At 63.2% G+C, this 18,794-nt stretch carries 23 protein-coding genes; 9 read left to right on the top strand and 14 right to left on the bottom strand.

All coding sequences use genetic code 11. The features are described 5' to 3' along the window. Positions 1–232: 232 nt before the first annotated feature. The 3 genes from X757_RS160170 to X757_RS160175 form a co-directional block, all read right to left on the bottom strand. On the bottom strand, positions 233–1,672 hold the full coding sequence (locus X757_RS160170; RefSeq protein ID WP_023725317.1) for a GMC oxidoreductase: 1,440 nt from the start codon (positions 1,670–1,672) through the stop codon (positions 233–235). Continuing rightward, positions 1,669–1,839 (bottom strand): hypothetical protein, encoded by a 171-nt coding sequence (locus X757_RS1000000168445; RefSeq protein ID WP_023725316.1) that lies wholly within the window; start codon positions 1,837–1,839, stop codon positions 1,669–1,671. Before X757_RS1000000168445 ends, X757_RS160170 begins: the two co-directional genes overlap by 4 nt. A 177-nt stretch (positions 1,840–2,016) precedes the next feature. Continuing rightward, on the bottom strand, positions 2,017–2,778 hold the full coding sequence (locus X757_RS160175) for a GGDEF domain-containing protein (RefSeq protein WP_023681345.1): 762 nt from the start codon (positions 2,776–2,778) through the stop codon (positions 2,017–2,019). Between the two features lie 175 nt (positions 2,779–2,953). On the opposite strand from X757_RS160175, the gene X757_RS160180 reads away from it, so the two are divergent. Further along, positions 2,954–3,673 (top strand): pyrimidine 5'-nucleotidase, encoded by a 720-nt coding sequence (locus X757_RS160180; protein WP_023687469.1) that lies wholly within the window; start codon positions 2,954–2,956, stop codon positions 3,671–3,673. 80 nt (positions 3,674–3,753) lie between these two features. On the opposite strand, the gene X757_RS160185 is transcribed toward X757_RS160180, so the two are convergent. Further along, positions 3,754–4,599 carry an LOG family protein gene (locus X757_RS160185; RefSeq protein ID WP_023681343.1) on the bottom strand — a complete coding sequence of 282 codons (846 nt, stop codon included), beginning with the start codon at positions 4,597–4,599 and terminating at the stop codon, positions 3,754–3,756. A gap of 148 nt (positions 4,600–4,747) precedes the next feature. Here X757_RS160185 and dapD point away from each other — a divergent pair, with 148 nt between their 5' ends. From dapD to X757_RS160200, 3 genes are read left to right on the top strand one after another with little or no spacing between them, the layout of a single operon-like run. Beyond that, entirely contained in the window at positions 4,748–5,602 is an 855-nt protein-coding gene (gene dapD, locus X757_RS160190; protein WP_023673222.1) for a 2,3,4,5-tetrahydropyridine-2,6-dicarboxylate N-succinyltransferase, read from the top strand. Further along, the gene (locus tag X757_RS160195) at positions 5,599–6,003 is read left to right on the top strand and encodes a DUF805 domain-containing protein (RefSeq protein ID WP_081725464.1); all 405 of its coding nucleotides are present in this window, start codon (positions 5,599–5,601) and stop codon (positions 6,001–6,003) included. The genes dapD and X757_RS160195 overlap by 4 nt, the downstream gene beginning before the upstream one ends. Positions 6,004–6,024: 21 nt before the next feature. Then, the gene (locus X757_RS160200) at positions 6,025–6,795 is read left to right on the top strand and encodes a hypothetical protein (RefSeq protein WP_023673220.1); all 771 of its coding nucleotides are present in this window, start codon (positions 6,025–6,027) and stop codon (positions 6,793–6,795) included. Positions 6,796–6,861: 66 nt separating this feature from the next. On the opposite strand, the gene X757_RS160205 is transcribed toward X757_RS160200, so the two are convergent. After that, positions 6,862–7,875, bottom strand: coding sequence for a 2-dehydropantoate 2-reductase (locus X757_RS160205; protein WP_023725315.1), 1,014 nt, complete (start codon positions 7,873–7,875; stop codon positions 6,862–6,864). 115 nt (positions 7,876–7,990) lie between these two features. Between X757_RS160205 and dapE the strand changes: the two genes are divergently transcribed. After that, complete coding sequence (gene dapE / locus X757_RS160210; protein WP_023725314.1) at positions 7,991–9,181, top strand: succinyl-diaminopimelate desuccinylase; 1,191 nt, start codon at positions 7,991–7,993, stop codon at positions 9,179–9,181. A 2-nt stretch (positions 9,182–9,183) separates the two neighbouring features. Further along, positions 9,184–9,789 carry a hypothetical protein gene (locus tag X757_RS160215; RefSeq protein ID WP_023673217.1) on the top strand — a complete coding sequence of 202 codons (606 nt, stop codon included), beginning with the start codon at positions 9,184–9,186 and terminating at the stop codon, positions 9,787–9,789. Here X757_RS160215 and truA read toward each other — a convergent pair. The 4 genes from truA to def are packed head-to-tail and all read right to left on the bottom strand — an operon-like array spanning position 9,786 to position 12,542. Further along, on the bottom strand, positions 9,786–10,541 hold the full coding sequence (gene truA / locus X757_RS160220) for a tRNA pseudouridine(38-40) synthase TruA (RefSeq protein ID WP_023673216.1): 756 nt from the start codon (positions 10,539–10,541) through the stop codon (positions 9,786–9,788). The two genes, X757_RS160215 and truA, sit on opposite strands and share 4 nt — an antisense overlap. Before the next feature lie 11 nt (positions 10,542–10,552). After that, entirely contained in the window at positions 10,553–11,059 is a 507-nt protein-coding gene (locus X757_RS160225; protein ID WP_023692998.1) for a GNAT family N-acetyltransferase, read from the bottom strand. Further along, on the bottom strand, positions 11,056–12,006 hold the full coding sequence (fmt, locus tag X757_RS160230; RefSeq protein ID WP_023725313.1) for a methionyl-tRNA formyltransferase: 951 nt from the start codon (positions 12,004–12,006) through the stop codon (positions 11,056–11,058). The genes X757_RS160225 and fmt overlap by 4 nt, the downstream gene beginning before the upstream one ends. 5 nt (positions 12,007–12,011) lie before the next feature. After that, positions 12,012–12,542 carry a peptide deformylase gene (gene def / locus X757_RS160235; RefSeq protein WP_023673213.1) on the bottom strand — a complete coding sequence of 177 codons (531 nt, stop codon included), beginning with the start codon at positions 12,540–12,542 and terminating at the stop codon, positions 12,012–12,014. Between the two features lie 103 nt (positions 12,543–12,645). Here def and X757_RS160240 point away from each other — a divergent pair, with 103 nt between their 5' ends. Next, positions 12,646–13,899, top strand: coding sequence for a DNA recombination protein RmuC (locus X757_RS160240; RefSeq protein WP_023725312.1), 1,254 nt, complete (start codon positions 12,646–12,648; stop codon positions 13,897–13,899). A 101-nt stretch (positions 13,900–14,000) separates the two neighbouring features. Here X757_RS160240 and X757_RS160245 read toward each other — a convergent pair whose 3' ends face one another. The 4 genes from X757_RS160245 to X757_RS160260 all read right to left on the bottom strand — a co-directional run bounded on the left by X757_RS160245 (position 14,001) and on the right by X757_RS160260 (position 17,246). Then, positions 14,001–14,807 (bottom strand): class I SAM-dependent methyltransferase, encoded by an 807-nt coding sequence (locus tag X757_RS160245; RefSeq protein ID WP_023673211.1) that lies wholly within the window; start codon positions 14,805–14,807, stop codon positions 14,001–14,003. A gap of 81 nt (positions 14,808–14,888) precedes the next feature. Continuing rightward, entirely contained in the window at positions 14,889–15,293 is a 405-nt protein-coding gene (locus tag X757_RS160250; protein ID WP_023673210.1) for a GFA family protein, read from the bottom strand. 77 nt (positions 15,294–15,370) lie between these two features. After that, positions 15,371–16,324 carry a cation diffusion facilitator family transporter gene (locus tag X757_RS160255; RefSeq protein ID WP_023696044.1) on the bottom strand — a complete coding sequence of 318 codons (954 nt, stop codon included), beginning with the start codon at positions 16,322–16,324 and terminating at the stop codon, positions 15,371–15,373. A 112-nt stretch (positions 16,325–16,436) separates the two neighbouring features. Continuing rightward, on the bottom strand, positions 16,437–17,246 hold the full coding sequence (locus X757_RS160260) for a transglutaminase family protein (RefSeq protein WP_023673208.1): 810 nt from the start codon (positions 17,244–17,246) through the stop codon (positions 16,437–16,439). A 213-nt stretch (positions 17,247–17,459) separates the two neighbouring features. Here X757_RS160260 and X757_RS1000000169355 point away from each other — a divergent pair, with 213 nt between their 5' ends. Next, the gene (locus tag X757_RS1000000169355) at positions 17,460–17,585 is read left to right on the top strand and encodes a hypothetical protein (RefSeq protein ID WP_006200611.1); all 126 of its coding nucleotides are present in this window, start codon (positions 17,460–17,462) and stop codon (positions 17,583–17,585) included. A gap of 206 nt (positions 17,586–17,791) precedes the next feature. Beyond that, on the top strand, positions 17,792–18,106 hold the full coding sequence (gene sugE, locus X757_RS160265; RefSeq protein WP_023681326.1) for a quaternary ammonium compound efflux SMR transporter SugE: 315 nt from the start codon (positions 17,792–17,794) through the stop codon (positions 18,104–18,106). 85 nt (positions 18,107–18,191) lie between these two features. Here the strand turns inward: sugE and X757_RS160270 are convergent, their stop codons facing one another. After that, complete coding sequence (locus tag X757_RS160270) at positions 18,192–18,620, bottom strand: DUF6481 family protein (RefSeq protein ID WP_023673205.1); 429 nt, start codon at positions 18,618–18,620, stop codon at positions 18,192–18,194. Positions 18,621–18,794 lie beyond the last annotated feature (174 nt).

Raw genomic sequence — 18,794 nt, 5'->3', positions numbered from 1 at the left:
AAAACTCCATGCCTTGCGATATCGCTGGCGCGAACCACCACGAAAGCGCAAGTTTCAGTCCATGCCAAAGCTATCTTAGCGCCTATGCCCAAAGGGGAGGGAGATCTCGTTGGCGCTGATTTCCGAGGGTTTCGACACCAAGGCATGGGTAGCGCCGGTAGCAATCCTGTCGCGCCGTTCGCTTTTTTGACAATCAGACGGTAATGACTTCGTCACACCGGGGATGACTTCGTCACACCGTGATTACTTTGGTCAGATGGTCGCCTAGCCGGCAGGCAAGTGCGGTGATCGTCGTCGTCGGGTTGCATTCGCCCGACGTGCAGAACACCGACGAGCCGCCGACATAGAGATTGTCCATGCCGTGCACCTTGCAGTTGGCGTCGACCACGCTCTTGGTGATATCGGTGCCCATGCGCGTGCCGCCCATATGATGGTGGCCGGCCAGTTCCTCATCCGTCGGGTAGTCCTCGCCATTGGTCAGCCAGTCCATGATGCGGACGCGGCCGAGGTCCTTCTCGATCAGCGTCGTTCCGAACAGCTTGAGCCCCTCGAGGATGGTGCGGCGCTCCAACGGCGACTTCTTCCAGTGCAGCTCGATGCGCGGCACGCCGGCACGGTCGACATCGGTCTTCGACAATTCGATATGGTTGGAGGCCAGCGGCGCCTGTTCCCAGGCGACGTAGAGCTGGGCGGCGCAGCGCAGGTTCTGGCTGAGCTGGTAGGCGACCCATTCGGCGGCCTCGGGCGCGGTGCAGGCGAGGTCGGCAATCAGGCTCTTGACGCCGGCATAGGGCGTCTCGATCAGGCGTATGCCGAAATTCATGATCTGCAGCCGCTCCATGGCGGCGAGCGTCGGCGAGAAGAACGCCTCGTTGACGGCATCGACCTCGAACTCCCTGTAATCGGCCAGGATGGCATTGCCGCCCTCGAAGGTCGGGTGCTCCATCCAGTAGCGGCCAAGTGCCGTGGCGTTCGGCACCACGCCGCCATTCGAGCGCTGGTTCGACCATAGAAGCAGCCGCGAATTCTCCAGCCCGCCGGCGCAGACGATGAAATAATCGGCGCTGAAGGCGCCGGCATCCTTGCCGTTCGACCACAGTCTGGCGCCGGTCACTCGTTTGCCGTCCCCGGCAAGTTCGGTGGCATAGGTGTTGAGCACGAGCGCTATGTTCTTGCTCTTGTCGAGCTCGTCGGAGAATTTCTCGCCAAAGCGCACGGCCGGGCTCTTGATCAGCTGCACCCAGCGTATGTCGTCTGAAATCGGCACATCGGGCTTGAAGTCGGGAAGCTCGAGTATGTCGTGCACCTCGGACAGATAGGGCTCGATGTCGGTCCGGGCGATTGGCCAGCCGGTGTCCGGCGCCCATGCCTTGGGCTCAAAGTCCTGCTTGTCGAGCACGCGGCACCAGCCGGCCCAGTGGTTCGACGACCCGCCCATGAAGCGCAGCCGGGTGATGTCGAGATCGAAATATTGATCGCCGACCGTGGAGCCGCGGTAGAAATCCTGCGACTCGTCGCTGAATTCGCGTGCGCCGGCCTCCAGCACCACGACCGGAATGCCGGCGGCGCCGAGCTTTCTGGCAATGGTGGTGCCGGCCGGCCCGGAGCCGAGAATGCAGACCTTGGGCTTGAAATCCGAGGCTCGAAACGCCTCATAGCTGTCGAAGATCATGCCAGGTCGCTCCGCTTCAGGATCCAGCCATTGACCACGACGATCTCGTCGGGATCGGCCGGGGGGCGGTCGCTGTCAGGCAGCTTGCGAAAAAGCTGTAGCGCCGGCATCGCAATCAGCGCCTGCACGATGGTGCGGCGCGATATTTTCCTGATGAAGAAACTCATGACACGTCTCTGGATGGGGGCTTCGATCCACGCATGGCGTTCCCTGAACGGCACAGGTACCGGCCAGACATGCCATTCCCGTGCCAAGCCTTGCCTGTTAACGAGTTACAACCCGGTAAACGGCGCAGTTGCGTGGAAACAATGTTGGCGAACCATTAACAGCCCCACCACCAACACCTAGGCAGCTTCGGAAATGTCCCGGTCGAGGATCGACAAATTGCGGCCGCGGTGCTTGGCCTCGTAGAGCCGGCGGTCGGCGGCGCGCATCAGGTCCGAGACATCGGCATCTTGCGCACAGGTGATGCCGCCGATCGAGACGGTCAGCGGCACCGTGCGCTCGTCGACCGGACGAAAGCGGACCAGCTCGACTTCACGGCGGATGCGCTCGGCCACGCGCCGGGCTTCGGCTTCCGTAGCGCCGACCAGGAAGGCGCCGAACTCCTCACCGCCAATGCGGCCGAGCACGTCGCCGCTGCGGACGCCGCGCTCGATGGCGCTGGCGATCAACACCAGTGCGTCATCGCCGGTCAGATGGCCGAAACTGTCGTTGATCGCCTTGAAATGGTCGGCGTCGATGATCAGCAGCGCGCCGCGATCGGATTTGCGCCGCGAGCCGTCCAACGCGGCAAAGAAGCTCTCGCGGTTGAGCATGCCGGTCATGTCGTCGCGGCTCGCCTTCGCCGACAGGCGCCGATGCGCGGCGGCGAGCTGGGCATGCGCGCGGGCGAGATCGCGATGCGCGTTTTTCAGTCGGTCGCTCTGCCAGAAGGTGCTGGCGCAGGCGATCCAGGCGAGCGCCAGCGGGCACACCGTCGATGTCAGCCAGACAGTGCGGTCGACCGGAAAACCCATGGCGGGAACGATGATCAGCGTCAGCAAAAGCGAGATGGCTACCGAGCCGAATGCGACCGCGGCGGACTTTAAGACTATGCGACTCATCGCTGGCTCCCACTGAACCGTCTCTGTGCCAGCAAGCCCTGAAGGCCACCTTTCCGTGATGGCTAAAATTTGAATGGTGAGCCCATTTTTACAACTCTAGATGCACATAGGTTGTGGATAAGCTCTACATCAGAAAGGGGTTCGAACGGCAGATATTTCATGCCATAAGGACGCCATGACCACGCTGCCCGATCCCGCCCGCTTCGCCCATGTCACCGACTGGGTGTTCGACCTCGACAACACGCTTTATCCGCACCATTCGAATCTGTTTTCGCAGATCGACGTCAAGATGACGGCCTATGTCGGAGAACTGCTCACGCTGCCGCGCGAGGAAGCGCGCAAGCTGCAGAAGGAACTCTATCTCGAATATGGCACGACGCTGAACGGGCTGATGACGCGTCACGGCATCGACCCCGACGACTTTCTCGAAAAGGTGCATGATATCGACTATTCGTGGCTGGTGCCGGATCCGGTGCTGGGCACCGCTATCCGCCAGCTGCCCGGCCGCAAGTTCATCTTCACCAATGGCGACCGCAGGCACGCCGAGCGCACCGCGCGCCAGCTCGGCATACTCGACCATTTCGACGACATTTTCGATATCGTCGCCGCCGGGCTGACGCCGAAGCCGTCGCGGCAGACCTATGAGAAGTTTGCCGAACTGCACGCCGTCACCGGACACAATGCGGTGATGTTCGAGGATCTCGCCCGCAACCTCGAGGTGCCGAAATCACTGGGCATGACCACGGTGCTGGTGGTGCCGCGCAATTTCGAGCCGACCTTTGCCGAGATCTGGGAACGCGATCCGGCCAATGAGGACGACGTCGATTTCGTCACCGACGATCTCGCGACGTTTCTGACGGGGATAGTGGAGGGGGTAGAGGAATTGAGGAGCTGAAGAATTGAAGAACTGGTGAAAGGGAGACCGATCCGGACCTCCTTTTCCTCAATTCTTCAGTTCTTCAATTCCCGGTTCCCCTACTCCCCCAACTTGTAGAAGCGGCTGATGATCCCCCAGGCCTCGTCGGCGGTGTCGACAAAGTCGATGATATCCTGGTCGCCGGGCGTGATGGTGCCTTGTTCGGCCAGGAAATCGAGGTCGATCGCGCGCTGCCAGAACGCCTTGCCGAACAGGATCACCGGCACGCGCTCCATGCGGCCGGTCTGGATCAGCGTCAGCGTCTCGAAGAATTCGTCCATGGTACCGAAGCCGCCCGGAAACACCGCGACGGCCTTGGCGCGCATGACGAAATGCATCTTGCGGATGGCGAAATAGTGGAAGTTGAAGCACAGCTCCGGGGTCACATAGGCGTTCGGCGCCTGCTCGTGTGGCAGGACGATGTTGAGGCCGATCGACGGCGCGCCGACATCGTCGGCGCCGCGATTTCCCGCCTCCATCACGCCTGGGCCGCCACCGGTGACGACGACGAATTCGCGGTAGTAGGACGTGGCCGATTGCTGTGAGCAGAGGCGGGCGAATTTGCGCGCCTCCTCGTAGTATTTGCTGTTTTCCTCGAGGTTTTTCTTCTGCGTCTCGTTCTTGGCGGCCCAGGCCTCGCCGCCGGGCTCGGGAATACGCGCGCCGCCGAACAGGATGACCGTCGAGCGGATGCCGCGCTCGGCCAGGATCATTTCGGGCTTCAAGAGCTCAAGCTGCAAGCGCACAGCGCGCAATTCCCGGCGCGTCATGAAGTCGGGATCGTTCCAGGCCAGCCGGTAGGTTTCGGCGCGCGTCTGCGGCGTGTCGGGAACGCTTTTCGAGCGCTCCAGATCCTCGTCCGAATGCGGCAGCGGCGTCCATCCCGCCTTTTCCATAGGAGTCATATGCTTTCTACCCGTCCCAACAGTTCACTTGCGCCGTCCCATGGCGCACGCGCGATTGACCCCCAATACGCCTTAACATAGGGTCCGCGCGACTTTCAAAACAAGGTTAAGGCCGACGGCCTTAACAGCGTGGTAACGGAGCGAATTCATGTCGAAGCCTGATCTGGCCAGCCTCGAAAAGACGATCGAGAAGGCCTTCGAGGAGCGCGACACGATTTCGACCGCGACTCGGGGCGAAACGCGCGACGCCATCCAGTCCTCACTCGACCTGCTCGACCGTGGCACCGTGCGCGTTGCCGAGCGCCAGGCCGATGGCAAATGGCATGTCAACCAATGGCTGAAGAAGGCGGTGCTGCTCTCGTTCCGGCTCTATCCGATGGAGATCATCAAGGGCGGCCCCGGCCAGGCGGTCTGGTGGGACAAGGTGGCATCGAAGTTCGACGGCTGGAGCGCGGTCGATTTCGAGAAGGCAGGCTTCCGCGCCGTGCCGTCTTCGATCGTGCGCCGCTCGGCCTATGTCGCGCCGGGCGCGGTGCTGATGCCGTCCTTCGTCAATGTCGGCGCCTATGTCGATAGCGGCACCATGGTCGACACCTGGGCCTCGGTCGGCTCCTGCGCCCAGATCGGCAAGAATGTGCACCTCTCGGGCGGCGTAGGCATCGGCGGGGTGCTGGAGCCGATGCAGGCCGGCCCGACCATCATCGAGGACAATTGCTTCATCGGCGCGCGCTCCGAAGTGGTCGAGGGCTGCATCGTGCGCGAAGGCTCGGTGCTCGGAATGGGTGTGTTCATCGGCCAGTCGACCAAGATCGTCGACCGCGCCACCGGCGAAGTGTTTTATGGCGAGGTGCCGCCGAATTCGGTCGTCGTCGCCGGCTCGATGCCGGGCAAGGCCTTTCCGAACAACGAGCCGGGCCCTGGCCTCTACTGCGCCGTCATCGTCAAGCGCGTCGATGCCAAGACCCGGTCGAAAACCTCGATCAACGAACTGCTGCGTGATTGATCCTGTCCGAGCAACCAGAGCGCTCCAGATTGCCCAACACACCACCACTTCCCTGGCTTTTCTTCAGCCTCTCAGGGCGCGTCAGCCCAAGTGCCTACGTGCTCGCCGGGCTGCTGCTGGTGCTTGCACAGTTTTTCCCGCTCTACCAGTTGTCGAGACTGGAACCCGGCACCGCAACCAGCCAGAACTGGGCACTTGTGTTCTGGGTCGTTTTGCTGATCTCGACATGGTCGAGCTTTGCGGTAACCGCAAAGCGGTTTCATGATTTCGGCAAGCCGACTTATTACGCGTTGATCTCTCTTATCATCGGCCCCATTCTTCTCATCGTTCTAGCGTGTTTCCGGGGTGACCCCGGTCCGAACCGCTACGGCAAGCGCAGCAACGCGCCGGCTGAACCATGAGCGCCGACCGGATATCTCGCCATGCGCTACCGCACGCTTGATCCGAAACTGATCATCGACACCGCCGAGCGGCTGGAAGAGCGCGTCGCCGAGCGTTTTCCCGATGCCGGCCTGCGCGGCGTCGCCGCCGAACTGGTGTCGCTGTCGCGCGACCTGGCCAAGGCGGCGCAGGCGCTGGAAGCGCCGATCTGGTGGCTGCGCGGCGCCATCGTCGCCGCAGTTGCCGCCGGCGCGCTGATCTTCCTGTTCGTCGGCACCATCCTGCCGCTCATCCATATCTCGCAGGCCGACGATGCGGTGCAGTCGGTGCAAGGCATCGAAGCCACGATCAACATGATGATCCTTGCCGTGCTCGGCCTGCTGGCGCTGATCCGCACCGAGGAGCGCATCAAGCGCAAGCGGGTGTTTCGCCAGTTGCATGGGTTGAGATCGCTGATCCATGTCATCGACATGCACCAGCTGACCAAGGATCCGGCAGCATTGTCCGCCAATTTCAGGCCGACCGCGCATTCGCCGGCGCGCATCACCAATGCCGCCGACCTTGCGCGCTACCTCGACTATTGCTCGGAAATGCTGTCGATCACCGGCAAGATCGCGGCGCTGTTTGCGCAGTCCGTCAATGACGATGTGGTCATCGACGGCGTCAACGACGTCGAGAACCTGGCGTCCAACCTGTCGCGCAAGATCTGGCAGAAGATCACGCTGATCGAGAACCACCCGGCGGCGCAGCCCGTGCCGGCGCCAGGCCCGGCGAGCAAAGCGCCGGCTCCGAGGCGCGCACCAAAGCTGTGACGCGGCGGGCCCACGCGCCTGTTTTCGGGCTATGCGGGCCAAGGCCCGAGGCTCGCGGCAAGTAGACTATCCAGAGACGGCTTCCGGCGTCAGCCCGGGTGAGCCGCGCTTTTCCCGCTCGGCCTGCCGCACCAGCACGGTGACCCGCTTCAGCAGAGGCGCCGGCGTGCCGGCCTTTTCGGCGAGGTTCAGGACGGCCCCCTGCAGGTCACCGATCTCGGTCGGCCGACCACGCTGGAGGTCGTCCCACATGGACGAGCGCGCCTGCGGGTCGATGGCGAGCATGCGGCGGGCGACCAGCCGGAACAGCCAGTCCGGCAGCCGGAGCAGTTTCGGCAGCAGGACGGGATGCAAGCCGCCGATTCGTGCCGGCGCGATATGTAACGCCTTCATCGCCGCCAGGGCCTCGTCGATCTGACCGGCCAGGATTCGCCGCCAGCGGCGGTCGGCAAGTTCGCTCGCCAGCGGCAGGCCGGACAAGGCGACAAGCGCGTTGTTGAGGTTGATCAGCAGCTTGCCCCACTGCACGGCTTTCATGTCGGGATGGGTTTCCACGCCAAGCCCTTCGACATCGAGAAGGCCGGCAAGGCCGGTCACGCCATCTTCGATCATGACCTTGCCGTTGCTGGCGCGATGCACGTGAAGCGGCAAATTGCCTATGGCCGACTGGACGACATTGAACGGCACCATGCCGGCGAGCACAGTCCGTCCACCGAGCCCGGAGCGTAACCGGTCGGCATTGCCGACGCCGTTCTGCAGGCTGACCACCACGACATCGCCGCGCGCATGTCCGGCAACAAGCGACGCCATCTCCTCGGTAGCGCCGTTCTTGACCGTCACCAGCACCACGTCGGCACTGGCGAGGGCAGCGGCGGGATCGGTGGTGACGGACTCCGGCCGGATGGATCGGTCGCGACCATCGAGATCGGTGATGCGCAGGCCACCGTCCAGCAAGGCTGTCGCGATGCCTGGCCGCGCCAAAAACACCACCTTGCGTCCGGCCAGCGCCAGGCAACCGCCGACATAGCAGCCGATGCTGCCGGCGCCGGCAATGACGATGGTCTTTTCGGCGTTGGCCATGCGATTATCTCGTGTTGGCCTGCACTATACGACAGGAAAACCATAATGTCGGCGGCAGGATCGGTCATCATCTCTGGCCGTGACAGGCCTTTCGCTTTCGACTATCGCTTTGCCCATGAAACTGCCGACCGATCCCGCCGCCAACCTCGCGACCCTCATACGTTGCGCCTCCGTAACGCCCGCCGAGGGCGGCGCGCTGGCTGCCCTGGAAGGCATGCTGAAGCCGCTCGGCTTTTCCGTCGAACGCCCTGTGTTTTCCGAAGACGGCACCCCCGACATCGAGAACCTCTACGCGCGTCGCTCCGGCAACGGGCCGCATCTGATGTTTGCCGGCCATACCGACGTGGTGCCGGCGGGCGACGAGGCGTCGTGGACGCATCCGCCCTTCGCCGCCGAGATCGCCAGGGGCGAGATGTATGGCCGCGGCGCCGTCGACATGAAGGGCGGCATCGCCTGTTTCATCGCCGCCGTGGCGCGCCATGTCGAGAAAAAGGGTGGTCCGAAAGGCTCGGTCTCGCTGCTGATTACCGGCGACGAGGAGGGGCCGGCGATCAACGGGACGACAAAACTGCTCGACTGGGCGGCGGCCAAGGGCGAGAGATGGGACGCCGCGATCGTTGGCGAGCCGACCAATCCGGACACGCTCGGCGACATGATCAAGATCGGCCGGCGTGGCTCGATGTCGGGCAGTGTCACGGTCAACGGCCGCCAGGGCCATGTCGCCTATCCATTGCTCGCCGACAATCCGGTGCGCGGCCTGATCAGCCTGGTCGACGCCTTGCTGTCGCCCGTCTTCGACAAGGGCACGAAGGATTTTCAGCCGACCAATCTGGAAGTGACCTCGATCGATGTCGGCAACCCGGCGACCAATGTTATTCCGGCCAAGGCGACAGCCACCTTCAACATCCGCTTCAACGACACATGGACTGCCGAGACGGTGCAGGCCGAGATCCATAACCGCCTCGACCAGGCGGCGAAGCGCAAGAAATACCGGACCGGCAAGACGCCGGTCGACTACGAGCTGATCTGGCGCGACCGGCCGAGCCATGTCTTCCTGACGCGCGACGACAAGCTGATCGAGACGCTGCGCGGCTCGATCAAGGCGACGGTCGGCAAGGAGCCTGCGCTGTCCACCTCGGGCGGAACCTCGGATGCGCGTTTCATCAAGGACTATTGCCCGGTGGTCGAGTTCGGCCTGGTCGGCAAGACCATGCACATGGTCGACGAGCGCGTCGCACTGGCCGACCTCGAGACGCTGACCCAAATCTACCAGCGCTTCATCGATGACTGGTTCGAGCAGGGCTGATCATGCTTTCGGTTGACGAGACCTCTTCATCGCTTAACGGCGCCTGGCGGCTGATGCTCGGGAAGGCCGACGGCTTGCGGCTGCTCGACCTGTCGGCGGACGGCTTCTGGAATTCCTTCTTCGCCATCGTCGTCGCCGCGCCGGCGATGATCGTCGGCTGGGTCGGCACGGCCAACGAGATCGGCGATCCCAATGCGTTCGCCGGCCGGCTGGGCATGTTGATTCGCCTGGCGACCGTCGACCTCGGCTCGTGGCTGCTGCCCCTGGTTGTGCTTGCCCTGGTCGCATCGCGCGCCGGCATCGGCGACCGCTTCGTCCACTATGTCGTCGCCAGCAACTGGGCGTCGGCGATCACTGCCTGGATGCTGCTGCCTTCAGCGCTGATCAGGCTTTTCCTGCCGTCTGGCAACCCGGTTGCCGAATTGGTGTGGCTGGTTCTGGTGGTGCTGTCGCTGGTACTCTCCTGGCGGATGACCAACGCCGCGATCGGCAAGGGCGCGGCTGTCGGCAGCGCCGTGTTCGCAGGCATGTTGGTGGTGTCTCTGGCCGTCTTGTTCGGCCTGGTGGCGCTGCTCGGCATCACTGTGCCGACCGCCGCTCCGGCCTAGAACTTTTCCGGATAGTCTACACCGACGAGAAAAAGCCCGTCGGGCGGCGCCACCTGGCCGCAGGCGGCGCGGTCTTGCGCCGCGAGCGCTGCCTTGAGGTCGGCGCCGGTCCAGCCGCCGTCGCCGACGCGTTTCAGCGAACCGACCATGGAGCGCACTTGGTTGTGCAGGAATGAGCGCGCCGAGGCCCTGACTTCGATCAGGTCGCCCTGGCGGCTTACATCGAGCCGCTCCAGCGTCCGCACCGGACTGTTGGCCTGGCATTGCGTCGAGCGGAAGGTGGTAAAGTCATGTCGGCCGAGCAGGACTTTCGCCGCTTCGTGCATGGCGTTCGCATCGAGCCGCTTCGGCACCCACCAGACCTTGCCCTTTTCCATCGCTGCAGGCGCGCGCCGGTTGAGGATGCGGTAGAGATAGTGCCGTCCGGTGGCCGAGAAACGGGCGTCGAACTCATTGGGGACAACCGTCGCCTGCAGGATGGCGATGCGCGCGCCTGCCGCCTGCAGGTGCGCGTTGACGGCGTCGCGCACCTTGTCGTTTGGCCATGCCTTGGCGAGGTCGACATGCGCCACCTGGGCGGTCGCATGCACCCCGGCGTCGGTGCGGCCGGCGGCGCGTATCCGCACCGCCTCACCGCAGAATTTCTCGATCGCCTGCTCTATCGCCTGCTGCACCGAAGGCTGATCCGCCTGGTGTTGCCAGCCGGCGAAAAGGCTGCCGTCATATTCGATATCGAGACGAAAACGCGGCATACACCCTTCGTTCAGGCGGCGAGTGCGGTAAAGGCCTGGGCGTAGACCAGTTTGCCTTTTTCGGGTGCGTCACCCCAGGCCAGCGCCTGCAGCGCTTCGCCCTGATATTCGCTCTCGAACTTTTCGGCGCGCGCATGGCTGTAGCCGAAGCGGCCGTAATAGGCCGGATCGCCCAACACAACGGCGAGCGTCTCGGCGCCATCCCTGAGGCGGATATGCGCCTCGCGGATCAGCGCACCGCCAATGCCCGAGCCGTGGAACGAAGGTTCCACCGCCAACGGCGCCAGCGCCACGGCTGCGAACTGCTTGCCGCCGTTCTGGACGAACAGCCTGGAAAACAGGATGTGGCCGACCACCTGGCCGTCTTCTTCCGCCACCAGTTCGACAACGGCGTCGCCGCCGGTGACCAGAGCGTCGACCAGCCCGGCCTCCGCCTGCTGGCCGAATGCGTGTTCCTCGACCAGGCGTATGGCCTCGCGGTCCCGCGGCGTCGCGCCGCGTATCGACATCATGCTCATGAGAACTTCATTCCTTTTTCGATCTTGGCCCCGCGCAGAAACTCCTGCGCGGCAGCGGGCTTTCCGCCCGCCCGTTGAACTTCGACCAGCCTGACCGCGCCCGACCCGCAGGCGACCGTCAGCCGGTCATCGAGAATTCCTCCCGACTCGCCCATGCTTTCAGAAAGCGTGCCTTCCAAAAGCGTCGAGCGAAGCAGTTTCAGCCGTTCCGTGCGGCCGCCGATGTCGGCCTCGCACCAGGCGCCGGGAAATGGCGACAGGCCGCGAATGTGATTGTGGACCTCCGCAGCCGGGCGCGTCCAGTCCACACGTGTCTCCGACTTATCGATTTTCCTGGCGTAGGTCACCCCGTCAGCCGCCTGCAAAGTCGATGCCAGGGTATTTGTCTCCAATCGGGACAGCGCTTCCACCATCAGCGTGGCAGCAATATTCATCAAGCGGTCGTGCAGATCGCCGGCCGTCATGTCGGGCTCTATGGCGCATTTTTCAACCAGTGCCACCGGACCGGTGTCCAGGCCCTCTTCCATGCGCATCACCATCATGCCGGTTTCGACGTCGCCGGCCATAATGGCTCGCTGGATGGGAGCTGCACCACGCCAACGCGGCAAAAGCGAGGCGTGGCCATTGAGGCAGCCGAGGCGCGGAGCCTCCAGAATAGCCTTCGGCAACAGCAAACCATACGCGACGACGACTGCGACATCGGCACGCAACGCATGGAAAGCAGCTTGCTCGCCCTCGCCCTTCAGCGACAGCGGCGTGCGCACTTCGATGCCCAGCCGCTCAGCCTCGCGCTGCACCGGCGACGGTGTCAGTTCCAGCCCGCGGCGGCCCGCGGCGCGCGGCGGCTGGGTGTAGACGGCTGCTATCTCGTGCCCGGCCTCGGCAATCGCGCGCAGCACCGGCACCGAAAACTCCGGCGTGCCCATGAAGATGACGCGAAGCGGCATCTTCCCTATCCCACCAGCTTGCCCGGCGCCTTGTCCTTGGCGAGCTTCTTGAACTTCTTGACCACCATGTCGCGCTTCAGCTTCGAGATGTGGTCGATGAACAGCACACCGTTGAGATGGTCGATCTCGTGCTGCAGGCAAGTCGCCATCAGGCCTTCGGCCTCGATCTCCTGCAGCTTGCCGTCGCGGTCGAGATATTTCACGCGCACCGAGGCGGGACGCTCGACCTCGGCGTAATAGTCCGGGATCGACAGGCAGCCTTCCTCGTAGACCGAGCGGGCGTCGGCGCTTTCGAGGATTTCGGGATTGATGAAGACATGCGGCGCCGGCGGCTCGTCTTCCTTGGCGAGGTCGATGACCAGCATGCGCAGCGGCTCGCCGATCTGGATTGCGGCCAAACCGATGCCCGGCGCATCATACATCGTCGCCAGCATGTCGTCGGCCAGTTTGCGCAAAGGCGCGTCGACGCGTTCGACTGGTTTGGAAACCTGGCGCAGGATGGGATCGGGAAGGATGATGAGCGGCTTGATCGACATGGCGCCTCACCTAAAACGTCGCAGGAGAAGCGTCAACCGGTGCGAATCGGTCTCGTTCACGTTTTGATCTGTGCCAGGTCTGCGAATCGGCTATGCTGGCGGGATGAACGACCTGAGCACCATCCTTTCCGAACCCGTTGCCCGGCTTGGCGCCACGACGATCACGCTCGGCCATGCACTGGCCCTCGGCGCGCTGGTGTTTCTCGGCCTGTTCCTGGCGCTTGTCGTGGCGCTGTGGCGATCGGCCAAGGCGCGCACCATCGCCGCGGCGGAAGCCGCCGACCACGCCCGCGACGCCGAGGCGCGGATGGCCGGCATTTTGCAAAGCCAGGCCGAGATGCAGGGCCGCATGGGCGCCATCGCCGACGTGTTCGGCGCAAGGCAGGCCGAACTCAACCAGTCGATCGGCCAGCGCCTCGACGCCATGACCGGCAGGCTCGGTCAAACCATGACCGAACAGACCAAATCGACGCATGAGAGCCTCGCCAAACTGCAGGAACGGCTGGCGGTCATCGACACCGCGCAAGGCAACATTCAGTCGCTGGCCGGCCAGGTCGTGCAATTGCAGGCGATCCTGTCCAACAAGCAGACGCGCGGCGCCTTCGGCCAGTCGCGCATGGAGGCGATCGTCGCCGACGGCCTTCCGATGGGCGCCTACGAGTTCCAGGCAACGCTGTCAAACGGCAGCCGTCCCGACTGCCTGGTCAGGATGCCGAACGGTGCGCCGCAGCTTGCCATCGACGCCAAGTTTCCGCTGGAAGCCTGGAACGCCATCCGCGCCGCCGATGGCGCCGAACAACAGAAGATCGCGGCCCAGGCTTTCCGCCGCGACATCGAAATTCACGTCGGCGATATCTCGGAAAAATACCTGATCCAGGGCGAGACGCAGGACACCGCCTTCATGTTCGTGCCGTCGGAATCGGTGTTCGCCGAAATCCACGAGAATTTCGACGCCGTGGTCCAGAAGGCGCACCGGGCGCGTGTCATCATCGTCTCACCGTCGCTTTTGATGCTGTCGATCCAGGTCATCCAGGCCATCCTCAAGGACGCCCGCATGCGCGAACAGGCGCATCTGATCCAGGGCGAGGTGATCCGGCTGATGGAAGACGTCGCGCGCGTCGACGAACGCGTGCGCCGGTTGCAGACGCATTTTGGCCAGTCGGCCAAGGATATCGACGAGATACTGGTGTCGACGTCGAAGGTGACCAAGCGCGGCCAAAAGATCGAAGCGCTGGAGTTTGGCGAAAGCGAAGCCGAAGTGCGCGGTGGCGGACCCGCCAAGGCCGAAGCCGGAGTGCGGGTGGCGGATTCCAAGACGGGGCAGCTCAGGCTACGTGTCGTCGAAGGCGACGATTAAAGCGCGTCGCGCTGAACGGATTCATACGACGCGCTTTAAAAGTCTTTGTTTTGATGCATGTCGTTGTCCCAGAACCGCGGCACACTTCTGGGCGCCATGCATTAGACCGTAGCCACGATCACGTGCGCCTGGATCTTGGCCGCAACCTCGCCGCTGCCGTGTCTGGCTGCAATCACGGACGCGGCGTGATCGGTTGCGGCTTCCAGTTTTCCTCTAGCCTCGATTTCGTTGCGAAGCGGAGTTCCCTGGCAATAGGCAACCGCCGGAAGGCGCGGCGAGGAGGCACGGCTTTGTTCGGCCCTCGTGTCGATCACCACACGGGAGAAACCTGCGGCTTCCAACTCGCCGCGGATCAATGCAATGTCATTGTAGCCGTGCGGCGTGCGGGCGAGAAAGCGGGGCGGATCGTTCGGAAAAATCTCCGCAAGAGCATTCGTCACATCATTGGCGAATACATTCTCTTCGATGCGATCCCACACGTTGAACAGGAAATGGCCGCCGGTCTTCAGGACCCGCTTTGCTTCGCGATAGCCGGCGGCTCGGTCGGGAAAGAACATCGCGCCGAACTGACAGCAAACGAGATCGAAAGCCGCATCTTCGAACGGCAGCGCCAGAGCATCCGCCTGACGCCATTGTATACGACTGTCGGGAGCTTGTCGCGAGGCCGCGTAGTCGAGCATAGGCTGGTTGAGGTCGGTCACGACATAGCTTGCGCCGGGAGACAGTTTTGGAGCCAATGCGCGGGTGACAACGCCGGTACCGGCGGCGACTTCCAGGACGGCGCCGGGCGACAAGGACGCTGCCCGTCGTGCCAAATCCGCGGCGAACGGCTCGAAGATCAGCGGCACCATGTAATGGTCGTAGTTTTCCGGAATCGAGCCGGCAAACACTTTGTCCGTTTCCGACATTGCTATCCCCCGCCATCCGTTTGATGGCTAGCCTAGCACATTATTGGCTGGTTTGGGCCGCGTTTAACCGGGAGGCAGGTGCTACTGCGCCTCTACGATGCTTACGCCCTCGAATTCCGGAAGCCAGTGCAGGGCCGATCGGTGCCATTTCTGTTGGGTCGGAACGAGATCCTCGCGTTGCCGCGCGGTCCCCGCCCTGATCCCATAGACCTTCGGCCCGTCGCCAACCGACGTTGCGTAAAGATGGGAACCGCAGTCGCCGCAGAACGCCTGGGCACGCTTGGCGCCGCTCGATCCCGTCTTGATATAAACCTTCGGTGTGCCCTTTGTGATCCTATAATGATCCTCAGGCGCGGGAACAGTGACACGAAAGGCGGTACCGGTCAGTTGCTGGCAGTCGGTGCAATGACAGATAGAGGTCTTTTCCGGGTCGACGTCTGCTTCATAAGTTATGGCGCCGCAATGGCACCCACCATCGATTTTCATCGTTGATTCTCCGAAATCCGTCGGGTGATCTTAGCGGGACCAGGCGATGGCGCCAACGGTGGACTGCTGGTCCAGAACTAGTCCGACGCCGCCTCGACCTGCTTGCGCCGGTGCTCCCAGGTTCCGGTCGTCTGCGGCTTGACGAACAGTCTGGTGATCTCCGGCATTTCTTTTTTCAAGAGCGCCTCGATGCGCTCGACACAGGCTTCGATCTCAGGCGCCGTCAGATGGTCCTCGAATTCGATGCTCAGCCCAGCGACGATCTGTTGCGGGCCGAGATGGACGGTGAGAACGCCGTTGGCCCGCTGCACTGCCGGATCCTGCTGGGCGATGGCCAGCACCTTGGCCTGCACTTCCGGCGAGGCCGGCTCACCGATGAGCAATCCCTTGCTTTCGCGCGCCAGAAAGATGGCGGTGGCGCCGAGGATCATCGCGATGCCGATCGAGGCGACGCCGTCGAGCTCGGGCATGTCGAGGAGTTCGGCCGCCAATATGCCGGCGAAGGCGACGAACAGACCGAGCAGGGCGGCGCTGTCCTCGAACAGGATCGTGTAGACGCTCGGATCCTTGCTCGATTGCACGGCCTGCAGCCAGCCTTGGTTGCCCTTCTGCTGGCGGAACTCCTTCAGCGCCACGTACCAGGAGCTGCCCTCGAACAGCATTGAGAGGCCCAGCACAATGTAGTTGATTTTGGGATTGGCGACCGGCTGAGGCGCCATGATGTGGACGACGCCTTCATAGAAGGACACGCCAGCGCCGAGCGCAAAGACGAGCAGGGCGACAATGAAGCTCCAGAAATACAGCTCGCGGCCATGGCCGAGCGGGTGCGTGCGGTCCGGCGGACGGGCGGCGCGGTGCATGCCGTAGAGCAGCAGCCCGCCATTGCCGGTATCCACCAGCGAGTGCACGCCTTCCGACAGCATCGCCGAGCTGCCGGTGAAGAAGGCGGCGACGAATTTGGTCATAGCAATAGCTAAATTACCGGCGAGCGCCGCGTAGATGACCGTCTTCGACCCGCCATGCGCTGCCATGCTGTCCCTCCAAGGCGCCCAATGTAACGGCCTGCCGCCGAGCTCCACAGGCATCACAACGCACGAATCGCCTGGTCGTTCAGGTTGAAGGCCAGCTTGCGGAAAGACGCCCCTATTCGATGATCTCGTCCGTCCACACCTTGAAACCAGCCAGCGTGCCCGGTCCGAAGATGTGGGTCAGCGGCACGTCGGCGGCGTCGCGACCCGACGCGATCAGGATGCGGCCGATGCGTGGCGAATTGTTGCGCGGGTCAAAGACATGCCAGCGGCCACCGAGATAGACCTCCATCCAGGCTGCGAAATCCATGCTCGCCCAAGGTTTGGGCAGGCCGATGTCGCTGATGTAGCCGGTGCAGTAGCGGGTCGGGATGTTTAGCGCACGGCAGAAGGTGACGGCGAGGTGGGCAAAGTCACGGCAGACGCCGCTTTGCTCGCGATAGGCTTCGGCCGCGGTGCGCGTCGGTCGGGCATTGCCGTAGCTGAAGACGATGTGGTTGTGGACGAAATCACAGACCGCCTGGACGCGGGCAATACCGAGCGGCGTATGCCCGAACAGCCGCCAGGCTTCGCTGGCCAGCAGATCGCTCTCGCAAAAGCGGCTGGGCAACAGGAACAGCAATGTGTCCGACGGCAGGTCGCGAACCTCATGCTGCCAGGCCATCAGGTCGCCCATCTCGAAGGTACCGGGGTCGCGGATTACCGAATCGGTGCCGAAGGTGAAGCGCCCGGGCGGGGCGACGAAACGGTTGCACCAATTGCCGAAACTGTCGCGGTAGCTCTGGATCGGCACCGGCGGGCTGGAGGTCAGGAAATCCGGGCGCTCGAGATCGGAGGCCCTGGAGTAGTGGACGTTGAGCATCGCGATGAGCGGCGTTTCCTGCGGAAAATCGAAACTCATCTCGCTGCCGATGCGGATTCGCATTGTCGTCCTGACCGCACTGCCTGATCATCGCCGGGCGAAGGCATGGCCGATGCTGCAGTGCGAAGGCAACCATGGCACGGACCGGAATGGTTTACGAGCAAATTAGAAACCGGTTGAAAGCGGCCCGACGGCGCCGGCGACAGACGCCCGCCCCCTTGCAGTCCGGCGTTTCTCTTGTTTCACTTGGCCTCCCAGCAACTGGAGGAGCGAATCATGGCTAAAGGTGCGATGAAGGCGGGCAAGGAAGCTCGGAAGCCGAAAAAAGACGCCAAGAAGCCCGCAGCGGCTCCGGCACTCAAGGCGCCGCCCGTCAAGGCGATGAGGCTCAAGGAAAAGTAAGCCCGCCTCGGAAGATCTTGGACGGTTGAAATCCGGACAACCGTTTCGGCGCAGATTTTGACACCGGCGGCATGAACGATGCGGCCGGTGTTTTTGTTGATCGCACCGGCGCAGCCGCTTATACCGAAGCGGCGAGGACGACCTCGCGCCTTTCTCAAAAGTCCGGCCGGGACGCCCCGCCATCCTCATGGAAGGAGTGCATCCCGATGTCGTGGATTTTTCTGTTCTTCGCTGGTCTGTTCGAAATCGGCTGGGCGATCGGCCTCAAATACACTGACGGCTTCTCGAAGCCGCTGCCGACGGTGCTCACTGTCGCCTCGATGATCATCAGCCTCGGGTTGCTCGGCCTGGCGCTCAAGACGCTGCCTGTCGGGACGGCCTATGCGGTGTGGACCGGCATCGGCACGGTCGGCACGGCGCTGCTTGGCATCTGGCTGCTGGGCGAGCCGGCGACGGCCATCCGGCTCGCCTGCATTGCGCTCATCGTCTGCGGCATTATGGGGCTGAAGCTCGCCGCCTGAGCAAAGCAACCAAGGAAATCGACGCACAAACACATTCAGGGCCGCTGGAAGGCGACCCTGATGTCCGATCGTTTCGATCGAAGCGTTAGCGGGCGGAGAAGCCCGGAGGCGTCCTGCCGGTACGCTGCTTGCGCGCCGCATAGCGTGCGTCGCGCTTGGCCTTGCGTTCGGCTTCGTCGGCCAGCAAACGGGCGATGCGCTCGTTTTCTTCGGCTTCCTTGATCTTCGCTTCAGCCTGCGCTGCCTCTTCGGCCGCAATACGCGCCGCTTCGGCTGCTGCCTCGCGCTCGGCCTTCTCGACCGCCTCGCGTGCCAGCTTTTCCTGCTTCAGCCTGGCCTTTTCGGCCTCGCGTATTTCGCGAGCCTCAAGAATCGCCTTGCGTTCGGCCTGTTTGGCCAGAACCGCAGGATCATCAGCCGCCGGCTTCGACTTGAAGCGCTCCAGAAGCGCCTTCTTTGCCTCGTTCGCGGCATTGCGCCGCTCGAAAATGTCTTTTTCCCTGTAGATAGCCAAGTCCACTTCCCTGAAGTCAATTCGCGACGCTTACATACGCGCGAAAACCGAGAGTTCAAGCGCCAAAACGGTATGCCAGCCATGAAAGTTTAGGCTGTTGCAGCCGGGAGACGCGTTTTCCCTGAAACAAAGCCGGCCGAAACCGACATGCACTGTTCACCATCCGCCCCTCTG

Source organism: Mesorhizobium sp. LSHC412B00, assembly GCF_000503035.1.
Lineage (GTDB): Bacteria > Pseudomonadota > Alphaproteobacteria > Rhizobiales > Rhizobiaceae > Mesorhizobium.
The sequence above is the reverse complement of the archived record's forward strand: the minus strand, read 5'-3'. Positions and strand labels throughout refer to the sequence as shown.